Annotated in this window: 11 protein-coding genes; 4 read left to right on the top strand and 7 right to left on the bottom strand. The window is 52.3% G+C overall.

Annotation, left to right across the window (positions count from 1 at the left end; genetic code table 11):
* Positions 1-37: 37 nt before the first annotated feature.
* The 4 genes from spoT to I3X05_RS00750 all read left to right on the top strand — a co-directional run bounded on the left by spoT (position 38) and on the right by I3X05_RS00750 (position 6756).
* Positions 38-2158 (top strand): bifunctional GTP diphosphokinase/guanosine-3',5'-bis pyrophosphate 3'-pyrophosphohydrolase, encoded by a 2121-nt coding sequence (gene spoT / locus I3X05_RS00765; protein WP_045572385.1) that lies wholly within the window; start codon positions 38-40, stop codon positions 2156-2158.
* A 79-nt stretch (positions 2159-2237) separates the two neighbouring features.
* Positions 2238-2924 carry a tRNA (guanosine(18)-2'-O)-methyltransferase TrmH gene (gene trmH, locus I3X05_RS00760; RefSeq protein ID WP_045572384.1) on the top strand — a complete coding sequence of 229 codons (687 nt, stop codon included), beginning with the start codon at positions 2238-2240 and terminating at the stop codon, positions 2922-2924.
* Positions 2925-3057: 133 nt separating this feature from the next.
* Positions 3058-5139 (top strand): ATP-dependent DNA helicase RecG, encoded by a 2082-nt coding sequence (gene recG / locus I3X05_RS00755; protein ID WP_045572383.1) that lies wholly within the window; start codon positions 3058-3060, stop codon positions 5137-5139.
* Between the two features lie 213 nt (positions 5140-5352).
* Entirely contained in the window at positions 5353-6756 is a 1404-nt protein-coding gene (locus tag I3X05_RS00750) for a uracil-xanthine permease family protein (RefSeq protein WP_045572382.1), read from the top strand.
* 66 nt (positions 6757-6822) lie between these two features.
* Here I3X05_RS00750 and envZ read toward each other — a convergent pair whose 3' ends face one another.
* The 7 genes from envZ to I3X05_RS00715 form a co-directional block, all read right to left on the bottom strand.
* Positions 6823-8115 carry a two-component system sensor histidine kinase EnvZ gene (gene envZ / locus I3X05_RS00745; protein ID WP_045572381.1) on the bottom strand — a complete coding sequence of 431 codons (1293 nt, stop codon included), beginning with the start codon at positions 8113-8115 and terminating at the stop codon, positions 6823-6825.
* 81 nt (positions 8116-8196) lie between these two features.
* Positions 8197-8916, bottom strand: a complete 720-nt coding sequence (ompR, locus tag I3X05_RS00740) for a two-component system response regulator OmpR (RefSeq protein WP_039422689.1) — start codon at positions 8914-8916, stop codon at positions 8197-8199.
* 204 nt (positions 8917-9120) lie between these two features.
* Positions 9121-11307, bottom strand: a complete 2187-nt coding sequence (locus I3X05_RS00735) for a carbohydrate-binding protein (protein WP_045572380.1) — start codon at positions 11305-11307, stop codon at positions 9121-9123.
* Between the two features lie 135 nt (positions 11308-11442).
* Positions 11443-13050, bottom strand: a complete 1608-nt coding sequence (locus I3X05_RS00730; RefSeq protein WP_045572379.1) for a glycoside hydrolase family 3 N-terminal domain-containing protein — start codon at positions 13048-13050, stop codon at positions 11443-11445.
* A gap of 26 nt (positions 13051-13076) precedes the next feature.
* A complete protein-coding gene (locus I3X05_RS00725; protein WP_045572378.1) occupies positions 13077-14054 on the bottom strand; it encodes an ABC transporter permease in 978 nt (325 codons plus the stop codon).
* Positions 14055-14068: 14 nt separating this feature from the next.
* On the bottom strand, positions 14069-15550 hold the full coding sequence (locus I3X05_RS00720) for a sugar ABC transporter ATP-binding protein (RefSeq protein ID WP_045572377.1): 1482 nt from the start codon (positions 15548-15550) through the stop codon (positions 14069-14071).
* A 66-nt stretch (positions 15551-15616) separates the two neighbouring features.
* Positions 15617-16693 (bottom strand): substrate-binding domain-containing protein, encoded by a 1077-nt coding sequence (locus I3X05_RS00715; RefSeq protein ID WP_045572376.1) that lies wholly within the window; start codon positions 16691-16693, stop codon positions 15617-15619.
* Positions 16694-16928 lie beyond the last annotated feature (235 nt).

The following is a 16928-nucleotide window of genomic DNA, read 5'->3' as shown; positions in this document are numbered from 1 at the left end:
TTCCGCGTTTAGCAACACAACCTTCCGGGCCCATAATTTGTATCTATTCGATAGCCTCAAAGACGTTGCCCAAGAATATCTTACAGAGCCTCAAATCGAGGCTCTGCGTCAATCTTATGTGGTAGCGAGAGATGCCCATGAAGGGCAAACCCGCTCTAGCGGTGAACCTTATATCATCCACCCCGTCGCTGTGGCGCGAATTTTGGCCGAAATGCGTCTGGATCTCGAAACGTTGCAAGCGGCGTTGCTGCACGATGTGATCGAAGATTGCGATGTCAGCAAAGAAAATCTTGAAACCCAATTTGGCCAAGCCGTGGCCGAACTGGTGGATGGGGTTTCTAAGCTGGATAAGCTTAAATTTCGCGATCGCAAAGAGGCTCAAGCCGAGAACTTTCGCAAGATGGTTCTGGCCATGGTGCAGGATATCCGCGTCATTCTGATCAAACTGGCGGACCGCACCCACAATATGCGCACGCTTGGCGCCCTTCGCCCAGACAAAAAACGTCGTATTGCTCGAGAAACACTGGAAATCTACGCCCCACTGGCCCACCGATTGGGCATTCACAACATCAAAACCGAGCTGGAAGAGCTGGGGTTTGAAGCCTTGTACCCGAACCGCTATCGCGTACTGAAAGAAGTGGTCAAATCGGCGCGTGGCAATCGTAAAGAGATGATCCAGCGCATTCACAGCGAAATTGAAGGCCGGCTGCAAGATGCTGGGCTCAACGCGCGTGTGCTCGGTCGTGAGAAGAACCTGTTCTCCATCTACAACAAGATGAAAACCAAAGAGCAGCGCTTTCACACCATTATGGACATCTACGCGTTTCGCGTGGTGGTCGACACCGCTGACACCTGCTATCGCGTGCTCGGTCATGTGCATAGCCTGTACAAACCCCGCCCAGGCCGGATGAAAGATTACATCGCCGTTCCCAAAGCCAACGGCTACCAGTCGCTGCACACCTCCATGGTTGGCCCACACGGCGTGCCTGTTGAAGTGCAAATCCGCACCGAAGACATGGATCAGATGGCGGATAAAGGGGTCGCGGCGCATTGGTCTTACAAAGGCAACGGCGATCGCACCGGCACCACCGCACAAGTCAAAGCGCAGCGCTGGATGCAAAGCCTGCTTGAGCTGCAGCAAAGCGCGGGCAACTCTTTTGAATTTATCGAAAACGTCAAATCGGATCTTTTCCCGGATGAGATTTACGTTTTTACGCCGAAAGGTCGCATCGTCGAGCTGCCAGTGGGCGCCACCGCGGTGGACTTCGCCTATGCGGTGCACACCGATGTCGGCAACACCTGCGTTGGCGCACGCGTCGATCGCAATCCGTACCCGCTGAGCAAAGCGCTGAAAAACGGCCAGACGATTGAGATCATCAGTGCGCCGGGGGCAAGACCCAACGCCGCTTGGCTCAACTATGTGGTGACTTCCCGTGCTCGCACTAAGATTCGCCAAGTGCTGAAAACCATGCGCCGTGAAGAGTCGATCACCTTAGGTCGCCGCCTGCTCAATCACGCTTTGGGTGAGCACTCACTCAGTGACATCAGCCCGGAAAATATGGAGCACGTGTTGAGCGATCTGAAAATCGCCTCTCTCGACGACTTGCTGGCCGCGATTGGCCTTGGCGAGCGCATGAGCATCGTGATTGCCCGCCGCCTACTGGGGGATGCCGATGAGCTGACCGAAGTCGCGACGCCGGAAGGCAAGCCGAAGAAGAAGCTGCCGATTCGTGGCTCGGAAGGATTATTGCTGACCTTCGCCAACTGTTGTCATCCGATCCCGGACGACTCGATCATCGCCCATGTCTCACCGGGGCGTGGCTTGGTGGTGCACCGCGAGACGTGTCCAAACGTACGCGGCTATCAACGCGAACCGGATAAGTACATGGCGGTCGCTTGGTCAGAGGATTACGATCAAGAGTTCATCGCCGAGCTGAAAGTGGACATGCAAAACCACCAAGGCGCGTTGGCCGAGCTGACCAATGTGATCTCGAAAACCGGTTCCAACATTCATGGCCTCTCGACAGAAGAGCGCGATGGCCGTTTGTACACCGTGACCGTGTTGCTGACCACGAAAGATCGTATCCACTTAGCCGGAATTATGAAGAAAATCCGCGTGATGCCTTCATGTTCGCGAGTGCGTCGAAGAAAGAACTGATCAACAAAGCGGCTCAACTCATGGCCCTTGAAATCCCGATTTCAAGGGCTTTTTATTTTATCCAACCATCGTCTATCGCATGAATTTAGAACGCTACCAAAAAATCCAGCAGGTGCTCAAAGCGCGCCAAACCGACCTCACCCTCTGCCTTGAAGAAGTGCACAAACCCAATAACGTCTCGGCGATTATCCGCTCGGCCGATGCCACTGGCCTGCACAAAGTGCACGCTGTGTGGCCAACCGAACAGATGAAAACGCTGAAAAATACCTCGGCGGGCGCGCGTAACTGGATCGAAGTCGATACCCACGATTCCATCGCCGACGCCATTGGCGAACTGAAAGCGCAAGGCATGCAGGTGCTGGTGACTAATCTTTCCGAGACGGCGGTGGATTTTCGCCAAATCGACTACACCAAACCAACCGCGATTATTCTCGGCAGCGAAAAAATCGGCGTGTCCGAGCAAGCCAAAGCGCTCGCCGATCAAGATATCATCATCCCGATGGTTGGTATGGTGCAATCGCTCAACGTATCGGTGGCGTGCGCAGTGATCCTGTATGAAGCGCAGCGCCAACGCGAAGCCGCTGGAATGTATCAGCGCGAGACCAGTAGCATCGATGCACAGACGATCAACCGCATCCTATTTGAACGCGGCCATCCGGTGCTGGCGAAAGTCGCCAAGCGCAAAGGGCTCGCGTATCCAGCACTTGATGATACAGGCCAAATCGTCGCTGATGAGCAGTGGTGGGCCGAGATGCAAAGAAGGTAGGTGTTATCTAGTTTTCTAGTTTGCTAGATTCCTAGTTTCCTAGTTTCCTAGTTTCTAAAACATATTTTCCCTGTACAAAAACACAGCCAGATGGTTAACATAACGCTATGTTTATCATTTCCTTGAGGCCGTTATGTCTGCGCAACTGTTATCTGCCATCCCGCTAACCTCACTCAGTGGCGTGGGTGCGAAAGTGGCGGAAAAACTGGAGAAAGTCGGTTTGCGCACGGTGCAGGATCTGCTGTTTCACCTGCCGCTGCGCTATGAAGATCGCACCCGTATTTACCCGATCGTCAAACTGCACGCCGGGCTGTGGGCCGCGGTACAAGGCAAAGTGATGCAGGTCGACACCCTGTTTGGCAAACGCAAAATGCTCACGGTGAAAATCAGCGATGGCAACGGCACCATCACCCTGCGATTTTTTAACTTCACCGCGGCGATGAAAAACAACTTTAGTGACGGTAAGTTAGTACACGCTTATGGCGAGATAAAGCGCGGCAATATGGGGCTGGAAATTGTCCATCCTGATTACAAATTTTTCGCCCCCGCGCAAAAGCCCGATGTGGAACAAAGCCTCACGCCCGTTTACCCCACTACCGATGGCTTAAGGCAAATCACCTTACGCAATTTAACCGAGCAAGCGCTGGCGCTGCTCGACAAAAGCGCGGTCAGCGAACTGCTGCCACCCGGTCTGTACGATCAGCAATTGACGCTCAGCCAAGCGCTGCACATCATCCATCGCCCGCCGCCATCCATCGACTTAGAGCAGTTTGACCAAGGGAAACATCCGGCGCAAATTCGCCTCATTATGGAAGAGCTACTGGCACAAAATCTCTCGATGCTGGCGGTGCGTAGTAAAGGGCAACAAGATGTCGCTCTGCCGCTCGCCCCAGTCGACAACCTCAAAAACCAGTTATTAGCGCAACTGCCTTTTTCACCGACTAAGGCACAAGCGCGGGTGGTGCGCGAAATTGAGGTGGACTTAGAGAAAAACCACCCGATGATGCGCTTAGTGCAAGGCGATGTCGGCTCCGGCAAAACCTTAGTTGCCGCGCTCGCCGCTGTGCGCGCGATCGAGCACGGCTACCAAGTCGCGCTGATGGCGCCGACCGAACTGCTCGCCGAGCAGCACGCCATCAACTTTGCCAACTGGTTTGCTGCTATGGGGATCCAAGTTGGCTGGCTGGCGGGCAAGCTCAAAGGCAAAGCCCGTGAGAGCGAGTTGGCGCGCATTGCCAGCGGTGAAGCGCAGATGGTGGTCGGCACGCACGCATTGTTCCAAGAACAGGTGGCGTTTCATCACCTTGCCTTAGTTATCATCGACGAGCAGCACCGCTTTGGTGTTCACCAGCGTTTGGAGCTGCGCGAAAAAGGCGCTAAGCAAGGAGCATATCCGCACCAGTTGATCATGACCGCGACCCCGATTCCGCGCACGCTCGCCATGACGGCTTACGCCGATTTGGAAACCTCGGTGATCGACGAGCTGCCGCCCGGACGCACGCCGATCCAAACCGTGGCGATTCCTGATACCAAGCGCGACGACATCGTTGAACGCATTCGCCATGCCTGTCTCCAGGAAGGCAAACAGGCGTATTGGGTTTGTACTTTAATTGATGAATCGGAAGTGCTGGAAGCGCAAGCGGCGGCCGATACCGCCGAAGAGCTGCAACGAAAACTGCCCGAAGTGAAAATCGGCTTGGTGCATGGACGGATGAAACCAGCCGACAAGCAAGCGGTGATGAACGCTTTTAAAAACAATGAGCTGAACCTGCTGGTCGCCACCACGGTCATTGAAGTTGGCGTGGACGTGCCAAACGCCAGCCTGATGATCATTGAAAACCCCGAACGCCTTGGCTTGGCGCAGCTACATCAGCTGCGCGGACGCGTTGGTCGAGGCTCGGTCGCCAGCCACTGCGTGTTGCTGTATCACGCGCCGCTGTCCAAAACCGCGCAAAAACGCCTTGGCGTACTGCGCGAAAGCAACGATGGCTTTGTCATTGCCCAGCGCGACTTGGAAATTCGCGGCCCCGGTGAGCTGCTTGGCACCAAGCAAACCGGCATCGCCGAGTTTAAAATTGCCGATCTGGTGCGCGATCAACGGCTTATCCCAGAGGTGCAACGCGCCGCCCGCTTTATTCATCAGCAATATCCGCAAAATGCCGCCGCGATCATCGAGCGCTGGCTGGGTGAGCGCGACGTTTACGCCAAAGCCTAATCGTGCTTTGGCGTGCCTGCGTATTTGCCCAACCACCGAGGCAAACGATTGCTTTTTAAAATGATCGCCCTATAATGCCGCTCAAAATTTGTGATCTCACACACCTCCAAACCGAACTGATTTCTGAGTAACAGCAATCACAGAGCACGTGATCAGTTCCACTTAGCCTCCCATTCAGCGAGCGCTAAGCTTTTGATAAAATTAGGAAGCAAGATGACAACGCCACACAACACGCGTAAACACGATTTAGTTTATCAACTCAATGACCGTCCACCACTGCCACAAACTCTGTTCGCCGCCTTGCAACATTTGCTGGCGATGTTCGTTGCCGTGATCACGCCGTCGCTGATTATTTGTCAGGCCCTTGGCGTCTCTGCCGAGCAGACTAACACCATCATCAGCATGTCGCTGTTTGCCTCTGGCCTCTCCTCTTTTATTCAAATCCGCACCTTTGGCCCAATTGGCTCGGGCTTACTCTCGGTACAAGGCACCAGCTTTAACTTCCTTGGCCCAATCATCGCTGCGGGCCTCTCTTTGAAAGCAGGCGGGGCGAACGTGGAAACCATGATGGCGGCGATTTTTGGCACCATTTTAGTCGCCTCCTTTGCGGAAATTTTGCTATCACGCGTGTTGGAATACGCACGCCGCGTGATCACGCCATTGGTTTCGGGCATTGTGGTGACTCTGATTGGTTTAACTCTGATCCAAGTCGGTTTGGTGTCGATGGGCGGCGGCTATGCAGCGCTGAGCGATGGCACTTTTGGTAGCCTAGACAAACTGGCGCTGGCCGGCACCGTGCTTGGTTTGATTGTGCTGCTTAACCGCGCGAAAAACCCTTACATCCGCGTTGCATCGATCGTGATCGCGATGTTTGTCGGCTATCTGATGGCCTACGTTATGGGCATGGTCAACACCCATCAACAGGCAGAAACCGACCTGATTGCCCTGCCCATTCCGATGCAGTTTGGCCTGAGTTTCGACTGGTCACTGTTCATTCCTCTGGTGCTGATTTTCTTTATCACGGCACTGGAAGCGATCGGCGACATCACCGCCACCTCGGAAGTTTCTGGTGAGCCAGTCAAAGGCCCAGTGTACATGAAGCGCATCAAAGGCGGCGTACTGGCCGATGGCCTTAACTCGGCGCTGGCGGCGGTGTTTAACAGCTTCCCCAACTCGACGTTTAGCCAAAACAACGGCGTGATCTTGCTGACGGGCGTAGCCAGCCGTTATGTGGGTTATTTTATTGCCGGCATGTTGGTGCTGCTGGGGCTGTTTCCGGGCGTAGCCAGCTTTGTGCAGTTGATCCCTGAACCGGTTCTCGGCGGCGCGACCATTGTGATGTTCGGCACCATTGCCGCGGCTGGGGTGCGCATCATCTCTCGCGTCGACCTTGATCGCCGCGCAATCCTGATCATGGCGCTGTCGTTCTCGATGGGCTTGGGCATCGCGCAGAAACCGGAAATCCTGCAATTTATGCCGGACTTCATTAAGAGTATTTTCTCCTCAGGCGTCGCGGCTGGCGGTATCACTGCGATTGTGCTCAATCTGCTGCTACCAGAGAAATTGCGCGACGACGAAGAGAGCGAGCAAGCACAAAGCGCGACCCAAGCGCAGTAACCAAATCACCGTAAAAAACAGGGTTGCCATTGGCAACCCTGTTTTGTGGTTAATTAGCTAATTCGCTTAACGCGTCGGGAAACTGATTTGCACTTTCAGCCCGCCTTCGCTGCGGTTATTGACCACCACCGAGCCGTGGTGCTGGCTGACAATGCGCTTGACAATCGCCAGTCCAAGCCCCGTCCCCTCGCTGCCGCGCGCCGTATCGCCGCGAGTAAAGGGTTGAAACAACTTCGCCACTTGCGATTTGTCGATCCCCGGGCCGTTATCTTCCACACAGATCCACACCAGCTTGTTGTCGGCGGTCATGCCGGTGCTGACTTTCACCCAGCCGTTGCCGTAGCGCAGCGCGTTGACCACCAAGTTGCTGATCGCACGCTTAATCGCAATCGGATTGCCAAACGCATCACGCACCGTCGGCTGAAAAGCGGTTTCGATCGCCACTTCGTAGCCCCCTTCGGCGCTGGCGACATCGCCGGCGATGGTGTTGATGTCGACTTGGGTGAAAGATTGCGCGTTGACCGGTTTTAGATAGTCCATAAACTGACTGATGATCTCATTGCACTCTTCGGTGTCGCTGATGATCCCTTCGGCGAGATAACTCTCTTCTGGCGACATCATCTCCGTCGCGAGTCGAATACGCGTTAGTGGCGTGCGCAAATCGTGGCTGATGCCCGCCATCAACAGCGCGCGGTCCGCTTCCAACTCTTGAATACCACGAGACATCTGGTTGAAAGCCCGTGTCACCGCGCGAATTTCCGTTGCGCCTTTCTCCGGCAGTGGCGGCGGAATTTCCCCACGACCCACCTCTTTGGCGGCTTTTTCCAGCGCAATCAAAGGGCGGTTTTGCAAACGAATAAACAGCCAGCCACCCGCGACAATCAGCAGCGCCACAATCAAGCTGTTGCGAAACAGCGGCGCAAAATCTTCCTCTTGCAGCTCCGAGAGCGGAATGCGGATCAGCGACCCGGGCATGGCTTCGATTTTCATCCACAAAATATAACTTTCACTGCCCAGCAAGAGACGCACTTCGGTTGCCGAACCGAGTTCTTGACTCATCTCTTCACTCATCAGCTCAATCGACATCGCATGGTCAAACTCTTTCGCCTGTTCGCTATCTTCTCTGTGCACCGTCACGCCAAGCTGCTCAAGCACTTGACGGCGCAGCGGCTCGTTGGCGTGCAGATCGCCGCTGTCATCCAGCACTAAGTTGAGCTCGTGGGCGAGAATTTTGTTGAACTGCTGCAAACTGGGCAACAAAGCGTAGTTAAACACCGCGTAATAGGAGAAAACTTGGCTGGCCAGCAGCAAAGTGACAAAGATGAGGATCGATTGAGTAAAGGAACTGCGAATTCGCATGACAAGCCTCGGCAAATGAAACGTCAATAAACGACAATCCCTGGGCAAAGCCAGGGACTGTGGAGTGAATTATGTCGCGCTTTAGGCCTGTTTGCCATCAGGGACAAACACATAACCCAAGCCCCACACGGTTTGAATGTAACGCGGTTTGCTTGGGTCTTCTTCTAACATGCGGCGTAAACGGGAGATTTGTACGTCGATGGAACGCTCCATCGCGGAATACTCACGGCCACGCGCCATGTTCATCAGTTTATCGCGCGACATCGGCTCACGCGCATTGGTCACCAGCGATTTCAGCACGGCAAACTCACCGGAAGTGAGCGGCATTGGCTCATCGCCACGAAACATCTCTCGCGTGCCAAGGTTTAAGCGAAACTCACCAAATTCGACGATTTTCTCTTCCGAGCTGGGTGCGCCCGGCAGTTCGATGATTTGGCGACGCAGCACCGCTTTGATGCGAGCCAAGAGCTCACGTGGGTTAAACGGTTTCGGTAGATAGTCATCCGCGCCCACTTCGAGGCCGACAATACGGTCTACTTCGTCGCCTTTGGCGGTCAGCATTAAAATAGGCAGCATGTTGTTGGCATTACGCAGACGACGGCAAATCGACAAGCCATCTTCGCCCGGCAGCATGAGATCCAGCACCATCAGGTGGAAGTTTTCGCGCGTCAGTAGGCGATCCATCTGCTCTCCGTTGGCGACACTACGCACTTGGAAACCTTGCTCAGAAAGGTAACGCTCTAAGAGCGCCCGTAAGCGAGCATCGTCATCGACCACCAAAATCTTATAATTTTCTTGCATCTGTCTGTCCACCTATCTGCAAAATCGCCACCCAATTCGGCCGAGTAAAATGTAACACCAATCATAGTTTGATGGCGCAAAGAATTGTTAATCTTTATTACTTTTTTAGCTTATGCGCCCTGAGGTTGCAACGCTCCTCATCACGAATGGTTGAGATAAAACAAACCCGCACAAGGCGGGTTTGATATCTCCACTAAGATAGCGTTAGTTACATGGTCCCACTAACTGCCAAGGACCACCTTGATCGGGTCTATCGTTGTTGGTCCACCATTTTGCTTGGTAGATGTTTCCTTGATAAACCGCTTGATCGCCGCCAACATACACTTGTCCTGCAACCCAGTTGACAGGACATGCACTACCTGGTTCAAAACTCACCACCAATGTTTGATTCGCGGCTAAAGATGGGAATGTAAAGCTGCTCGCCACAGGTTGATTCACACCGTTAACTATGATGCTGCTGACCTTATAGCCTGAGTCAGCAACGAAGTTCACTGTAAAGTCAGCGCCACCTCGTGCTGAGATGACACCACCTGCATCTGGCGCTGGCGAAATCACCCCACCCATTCCATTCACTGACGCTGTGATTTGGTAGACAACCGGAATATCTGTTGTCACTTCATTGAAGCTTCCGGTGAAGCCAGCAAAATTGCTTGCCGTCAGTGCTGACAACTGAGTGTTCTTGAGCACTAAGCTTTTCTTGTTGCCTTGGGCGAACGGATCTAACAGGGTTAGTACTGTATCACTCCCTACCTGAGTCAGTTTAACCGCATTGAACGGAATCGCTTCGTTACTTGCTGTTGTGATCACCGTTTTCGCGGGGTAGAAGTTGTTCACCACCATCTGAACATTCCATCCCCAGCTTACGCTGTTGAGTGGAACAATATAACCAAGACGATCGTACCCACCTGTCACGTTAACAAACATCTCTGGATTGATGTCCGCTAGCGTTAAACCAACCAACTCATAGGATGCGTAGATGCCGCCATCTTCCGCTTGCGGTCCTATCACCACTGACGTTGCGGTTTCGTACGCTTTCAAATGTTTAAAACCAATACCAGCAGAGCCTTCAATCTTGTCGACCAGAGGGTCAAAACCAGTGACCACTTTTTTGCCTGAATTCCATGCCAGTCTGTAGATATCCGATTTTGCAATCACCGCAGCTGGATTCGCTTGAACCTCAGCGGCATTCACGCCTGAAAGCAGCACAGTTTGCCCTGAGAACTGCAGTTCAGTGCCGCCTGCGACTGATGCGACAACCAAGCCAGCCAGAGGGTCTGTTGCCTGCCATCCTCGCAGGATGATTTTGTCTTCACCGACGGTAAAATCAGAAATTGTGGTGTTGCTGCCCAGTTGCTCATTGAGCAGCACTTGGTCAACACCCCCACCCGTAATCACGATATCGTTGCCCAAGCCCGCAGACAGCACTTCATTGTATTGCGAACCTTCAATCACATCGTTTGCTGGGGTGTCAAAAATGGTGTTAAAGCCGCCGAACTTGTGGATATAAGTGGTGATACAAGTGCCCAGTTCATCACAGGTAATTTGATCTTTTGTCAACAGTGTTGCAGTTCCCCAAGCCCCACGCAAATGCGCGGCCGCAAGGATACCGGACATCGTCGCTTGGATTTGGATCGGGTTGCCATTGGCATCAGTACCGGGCCAGCTTTTCGCTAACGCTTGCTCCCAAGTAACGTTGGCATCGGCAAGAAGTTTACTGATCACCTTAACGTTAAAATGCATGGCGTCGCGCATCACCAACTCTTGCTTTTCTGGTAAACGCAAATCCGCCAGTGAGTTCACACCATTTTTGCCAACGAACGTCCCTTCCCAGCGGTTGTTGTCTGTGACATAAACCTGGTTACCGCCAGAGCCCTCAATTTCTGCCAGTGCCTCGGTCTTACAGCCAACCCACGTCGAATCCGGCACAAACATGTAGAAACTGTCGTAATCTTTACCCGCAATCGAGACTGTTTTCGGGCTGTAGTAACCCGCGTCGATCAAGACAGCCTCACCCAGTTGATAGCCAATAAATCCCCACGCGTTCATTGAGTTATATTGCATTTGACGGAACATTTCAGCGTCCGTTGGAGTGAGGGGATTGTAGATGCTATCCACGCCAAGCTTAGTAAAAAACTGACTGATTGTGGTTGGCTCCGAGAGCATGGAACCCGTAGAGCAGTCGCGAACCAATCGTCCTGGACTGGTTACCTGCGCATAGGTGTAGACGGGATTATCAAGGTTTTGTAGGTAAAAATCCGCAAGCGCTGGATTGATTCCCGATTCAAAGTTGCGTAACGCATCTAGGAAACCTTGGATGCCACTTGCGTGGACGGGTGTGGCCAACGCCACTGCGACAGAGGCTGTTAGCAGTGCTTTTTTCGTTGTAAACATGTTTTTCCTCGTTGAGTTTTTATTTAAGGCTCCTTGCCTTGTCCATCTCTCCCAACCACAAACCACTAGGAGTCCAACCACTGCTCAATAATGAGCAGTGGGGTATTCAGATTACGTTTAACAAATAGAGACCGTTTAGCTAACGCGAACCACAGCGCAGCCTCTAGCAGGCGCTGTGTCCCCAGTTAACACACGAGCGGCGGCAATGGCACTTTCTGGCCTTGGGGAATGCGAGCATAAATAATGCTTCACATGTGGGTATTGCAGTAAGTCGTAAGGACTTCGTAGCGCAAGGACGATCAGGTTAGGGAAATCCTGACTGAGCTGCTGTACCTTGGCTTGCGCTTCAACTTGCTCAAAGTCCTCTCCAGGCAATGGGTGATTCTCGGTCACTACAATGAGGCAACCATCACGACATGCATCCAATTGCTCTTCTTGGATCAATTGCCAATTGGCGTTTTGTTCCGTTAAAGCCTGACACAGCGCGCTGAACGCGGGCAATGCTTGGTTGGGGCCGATACCACGAGGATTCATTAAGTTGTGGTAACTTGCCGCTGGTGTGGCATTGAGCAAATAGAGTTTCTGACCGCTAAGCTCAAGCCCACCGCGAACCCAAGTCACTGCGCCCTGAGATACGTCCGCTGCCACTTGTTGGTTCTCGGTAAGAGAAAGATCTTGGTACAACGCCATCGGTACCAGTTTCTCCAGTTTTAGGCGCACCACTTTCTCCAAAGCTTGATCGATCACTGATTCCGCTAAATCCCCCTGCTCAACGGCATCGATCACACCATGGATCATCGCCAGTTGTTTGTCTAAATAGGCATCGGAGTGGTCATAATGTTCCTCAGAAAGCATTATCATGGTAATCCCCGCTCGCATCGCTTTGACTGCGGCATCCACTGGCGTGTAGTGGTTGACAATCGCGCCCATGTTCATGCTGTCGGAAATAATCACCCCTTCAAAGCCCATATCCTGACGCAGCACTTGCTGCAAAATGGTTGGCGACAGTGTCGCTGGCGCATGGGCGTCTAATTGCGGATAAAGAATATGACTGGTCATCACCAGATCGACACCGGCATCAATCGCAGCTTGAAATGGCGCTAAGTCGTTGACTTTCAGCTCTGCGTAAGATTTATCGACACGTGGAATATCGCGGTGCGTATCACCGTGAGTGTCACCGTGGCCAGGGAAATGTTTGGCACATGCAGTGATGCCGCCATTGTGTAATCCTCGTACCGCGGCCGCAGAGTGGCGTGAGACTTTCTCTGGCTGATCACCAAACGAACGAGTATCGATGATCGGGGAGGCGGGGTTTAAGTTCACGTCGCAGCAAGGGCCAAGGATGCAGTTAAAACCGGCACTGCGCATCTCTTGCGCAAACACTTGGTACATACGTTCCGTGCCGATGGTTTTATCCGCCACGCCCAGTGCCAAGTTGCCAGGCCCCGTTGTCGACTCACCCACCAGCACGCCCCAAGCGCCTTCTTGATCGACGCCAAGCAGCAAAGGCAAACGCTGATGTGCCTCTAAGATGCTCTGCAACCCTTTATTGAGCGCTTGTGCCTCAGCAAAGGTTTCTGCGTTATCTTGGCTCAGGTAGCAACCACCGAGATTGTATTCCGCGATCATTTGTTGCGCCGCCTGGGCCGATTTACCCGGAAAGGCCAAAATAAACAGTTGTCCGACTTTCTCTTTCAGACTCCACTTGGCGATCTGCTCAGCGATCTGTTGTTGGTTTACCATTGTTGTTCTCCTTAATTTTTTATCGGCTATTTTTTGCGCAACTGTTTAATTTGTCCCATGGTGAACGTCACCGCGACAATCACGATAATCCCACGCAGAATAAGCTGCTGATCGACGTTGAGGCCCATCAGAATCAATCCGTTATTCACCATTCCCATGATTAATGCGCCAATCACCGAGCCAATTACGGTGCCTTTGCCACCAAACAAACTGGTTCCGCCGATGATCACCGCTGCAATCACCAGCATCAAATCGCTCTCACCTAAGGTATATCGTGCGCTGTACAAGCGTCCGGAGTAGAGAATGCCCGCCAAAGCGGCAAGGAAGCCATTGAGCATCAACACATAGAGTTTGATTCGGTTGACGTTAATCCCTGAGTACATGGCAGAGACCTTATTCCCCCCCGTTGCCAGAACGTGTTTGCCAAAGGTGGTGTTGCGCAGCACAAAGGCCCCAATCACGGTGACCACTAAGGTCCAAATAAACAGCACCGAGAAAGGGCCAATATCACCAGAACCGAAAATAAACGCGTAGGTATCGTTATCAATCGGAATGGATTGCAAAGAGGTAGACCAACGTGCCACACCCGTAATGATGCCTGTCGTCCCTAAGGTAACGAGAAACGATGGGATACCGACCTGAGTAACAAAAATGCCATTGATAAAGCCGATCATGGTACCGACCAACAACGCCGCCGAAACCGCCATCAAAATGCTGTCCGTCTCTTGCAGCGTTAACGCTGAGACGATCGCCGATAAGGCCACCGTCGCACCAAAGGAGAGATCGATCTCTGCCGCACTGAGCACAAAGGTCATCCCCACCGCCATAATCGCGATGGTGGCGGTTTGACGCGCGATGTTCATCAAGTTCATCGAGGTCAAGAAGCCCTTGTCGTGCAGCATCACCGAAAAGAAGAGAAAGATGCCGACAAACACAAAATAGATAATATAGTCACGCCACTGGATGGTGCGTTCTTTTGGCGCTGGGATGGTTTTTTCATTCATAGCTCATTTCCTTATTACTGGACCGCTGCCAGCAACTCCTCTTCTGACATTCGTTGTCCCTGAATCTGTTTAACGATTCGACCTTTGTTGACCACGTAGATCACATCGCAAAAGCTGCCCACTTCGGCATATTCACTGGAGACAAAAATCACCCCGTTGCCTTGTTCCACATACTGATTGACGATTTTCATGATTTCATATTTGGCATTGATATCGATGCCAAATGTCGGGTCATCAAGCAACAGCACTTTGGCTTGGGTCGAGAGGCATTTGCCAATCACCACTTTTTGCTGATTGCCTCCAGAAAGAAACCGCACCGCTTGGGACGCACCAGAGGTTTTTACGCCAAGACGACGAATCGCTGCATCGACAATGTCTTGCCCTTCATTTTTATCAATAACCAAAGAGTGAGAAATGCGATCAAAAGAGGCCATCAGCAGGTTATCAAACACGGAGAAATCCAGTACTAACCCTTGTGAACGGCGCTCTTCGGGCACCATATTGATGCCATTTTCAATCGCATCCCGCGGTGAACGGATGTGTACTGGTTTGCCCTCAACCAAGACTTCCCCTTTGGTGAGCGGCGTTAAACCATAGATGGCTTGCAAGATTTCAGTGCGACCACTGCCCAGTAAACCCGCTAAGCCCACCACTTGTCCTGGCATCACTTTGAGCGAAATCGCATCAAGCTGATCGGTCGTCACCTCTCTGAGTTCAAGCAACGGCACTTTCTGCGTGTCCACCGCCGGGCGAAGCCAATCCATTTGGGTATCGCTTTTATTGCCTAACATCGCCTCAACCAGCGCATCGACTGACGTTTGTGACGTCGCGGTTTCCAGCACACTGTAGCCATCACGTAGCACCGTCACGGCATCGCAAATGCGCAGGATGTCGGCCAAATAGTGCGTGATGTAGATGATGCTGATACCACTCACCTTAAGTTTTTCGATCACACGAAATAGCTCGTTGATTTCATTGTTGGAGAGTGACGCCGTCGGCTCATCTAACACTAATATTTTGGCATCCAATGCCAGCGCCTTGGCTATTTCCACTAGCTGCTGCTCACCCAAGCTCAAGGTTTCAACAAGCTGGCTAGGGTCAATCTCCACGCCCAGCAACTCCAGCAGTGGCCTCGCTTGACGCTCGCGGGCACGGTTGGAAATCAAGCTGCGCTTTGCGGTCGGATGGTTAAGAAAAATATTGTCAGCGATACTTAATGTCGGTACGAGGCTGAGATCCTGATAAACCATCGCAATTCCAGCGGCTTGTGCGGCCTTCGGTGACGAGAAGGTGACCGCTTTGCCAAACAAGCGAATTTCACCACCATCACGAGCATGGAAACCATTTATCAGCTTCACCAACGTGGATTTCCCAGCGCCATTTTGCCCGACCAAAGCATGAACTTCGCCTTGCTTTAAGGTGAAATCGACTCCTTTCAACACTGGAGTACCATCAAACCCTTTTTTGACACCGCGAGCTTCAATTGCATTACTCACACACTCTCTCCCTGTCTGAATCTAGTTCAGCCTGCCAGCGCCGTGGCAGGCCAATGACGAACGCTGTTATTTGAGGGCTTTTTGCACCGCTTCAGGCGCAGGGCGGCGCAACGCTTGCTGCCACGCATCCAACAGGTTGTCTCGGGTCACCGCACTCGCTCCCACCGTGACAAACGGTGGTGTAGGACGCTCCAACTTCGCTAACGCCCCCATGCGAGCCAACGTTTGGCCCAAGTCATAAGGCAAATCGGTGACAATGCCGGCCACGTTGCGTTGCTTGGCCATGTCCAGCGCATTGGCTGCGCCCAAATCCATGGTAATCACTTTGATGTCCTTGCGCCCTGCGGCACGAGTAGCAGCGACTACCCCTTCGGCAATGCTGTCCCATGGCGCATAAATCGCTTTAATGTCAGGATATTGGGTAATCATGGCTGAGGCGATCACTTCACCATCGTTGGCATTGGCAATACCGCGTTTTGCGACCACTTCGATGTTTGAATAGCGTTGTTGCAAGTTGGCTAACGCTGCTTGATCGCGCTGGTTAGTGACGTAGTAATTCGCTTCGTGGTAGATAAAACCGACTTTTCCTTTTTCATCCACGGCATCAGCAATAAGGTCAGCCGCAATTTTGCCCATCTGGAATAAATCATCCGTCACAATACCGGCGTAATCTTTACCATGCTCAAAACCGCTTGGTAGGTTACTGATCAGCACAAGCTTACTGCCCTGCTCGACCGCAGGACGAAACGCCGCAGCACCCGAGACCGGATCAACGACCAACGAAATAAGAATATCTGGCTTCATCGCCATGGTGGTTTCAACGTCCGTCTTCTGTTTATTGGCGTTGAACTCCGCATCCGTGACCGCAACCACTTTGATGTTCAGGTCGGCAAATTTGTCCTTTGCCCCTTCAATCAAGGCATTGGACCAATCGGATGTGCTGTGCATCAAAATTGCCGCGGTGTATCCCGCAGCGCGCACTTGATTTTTCTCCACTTCGGAAAGCGTGACTTGTGAATACGGAGTGGCGCTTTCTCCATTAGGACCTTTGGTTTCCGTGGCTGCGAATGCCAAACTGCTCACGGCAAGCACAGCACTCATACTTACCGCACGACATAAACTGATTATTGCTTGTTTTTCCATCTTTCATCCAACCTTATGGGTATTAGGTAGGTATTAATTTAGGTATTTTATAGGTATTTAAATGAGATCAAGATCGCGCCAAGTACATTTTACATCGTGATAACAATCGCAAAATCGGCCGATAATTGAGCAATAAGGCGCCATTTTGAGTGAATTATCCCCTTGGATGAGCAAAGTCGCACCGTGAGCGATGGTGAAAATTGAGATGCCTAATAGGTAAAAGATAGGTATATTG

The sequence above is a fragment of the Vibrio navarrensis genome (assembly GCF_015767675.1).
Classification (GTDB): domain Bacteria; phylum Pseudomonadota; class Gammaproteobacteria; order Enterobacterales; family Vibrionaceae; genus Vibrio.
Note: the sequence above shows the minus strand (reverse complement) of the source record. Positions and strands in the feature narration are given on the sequence as shown.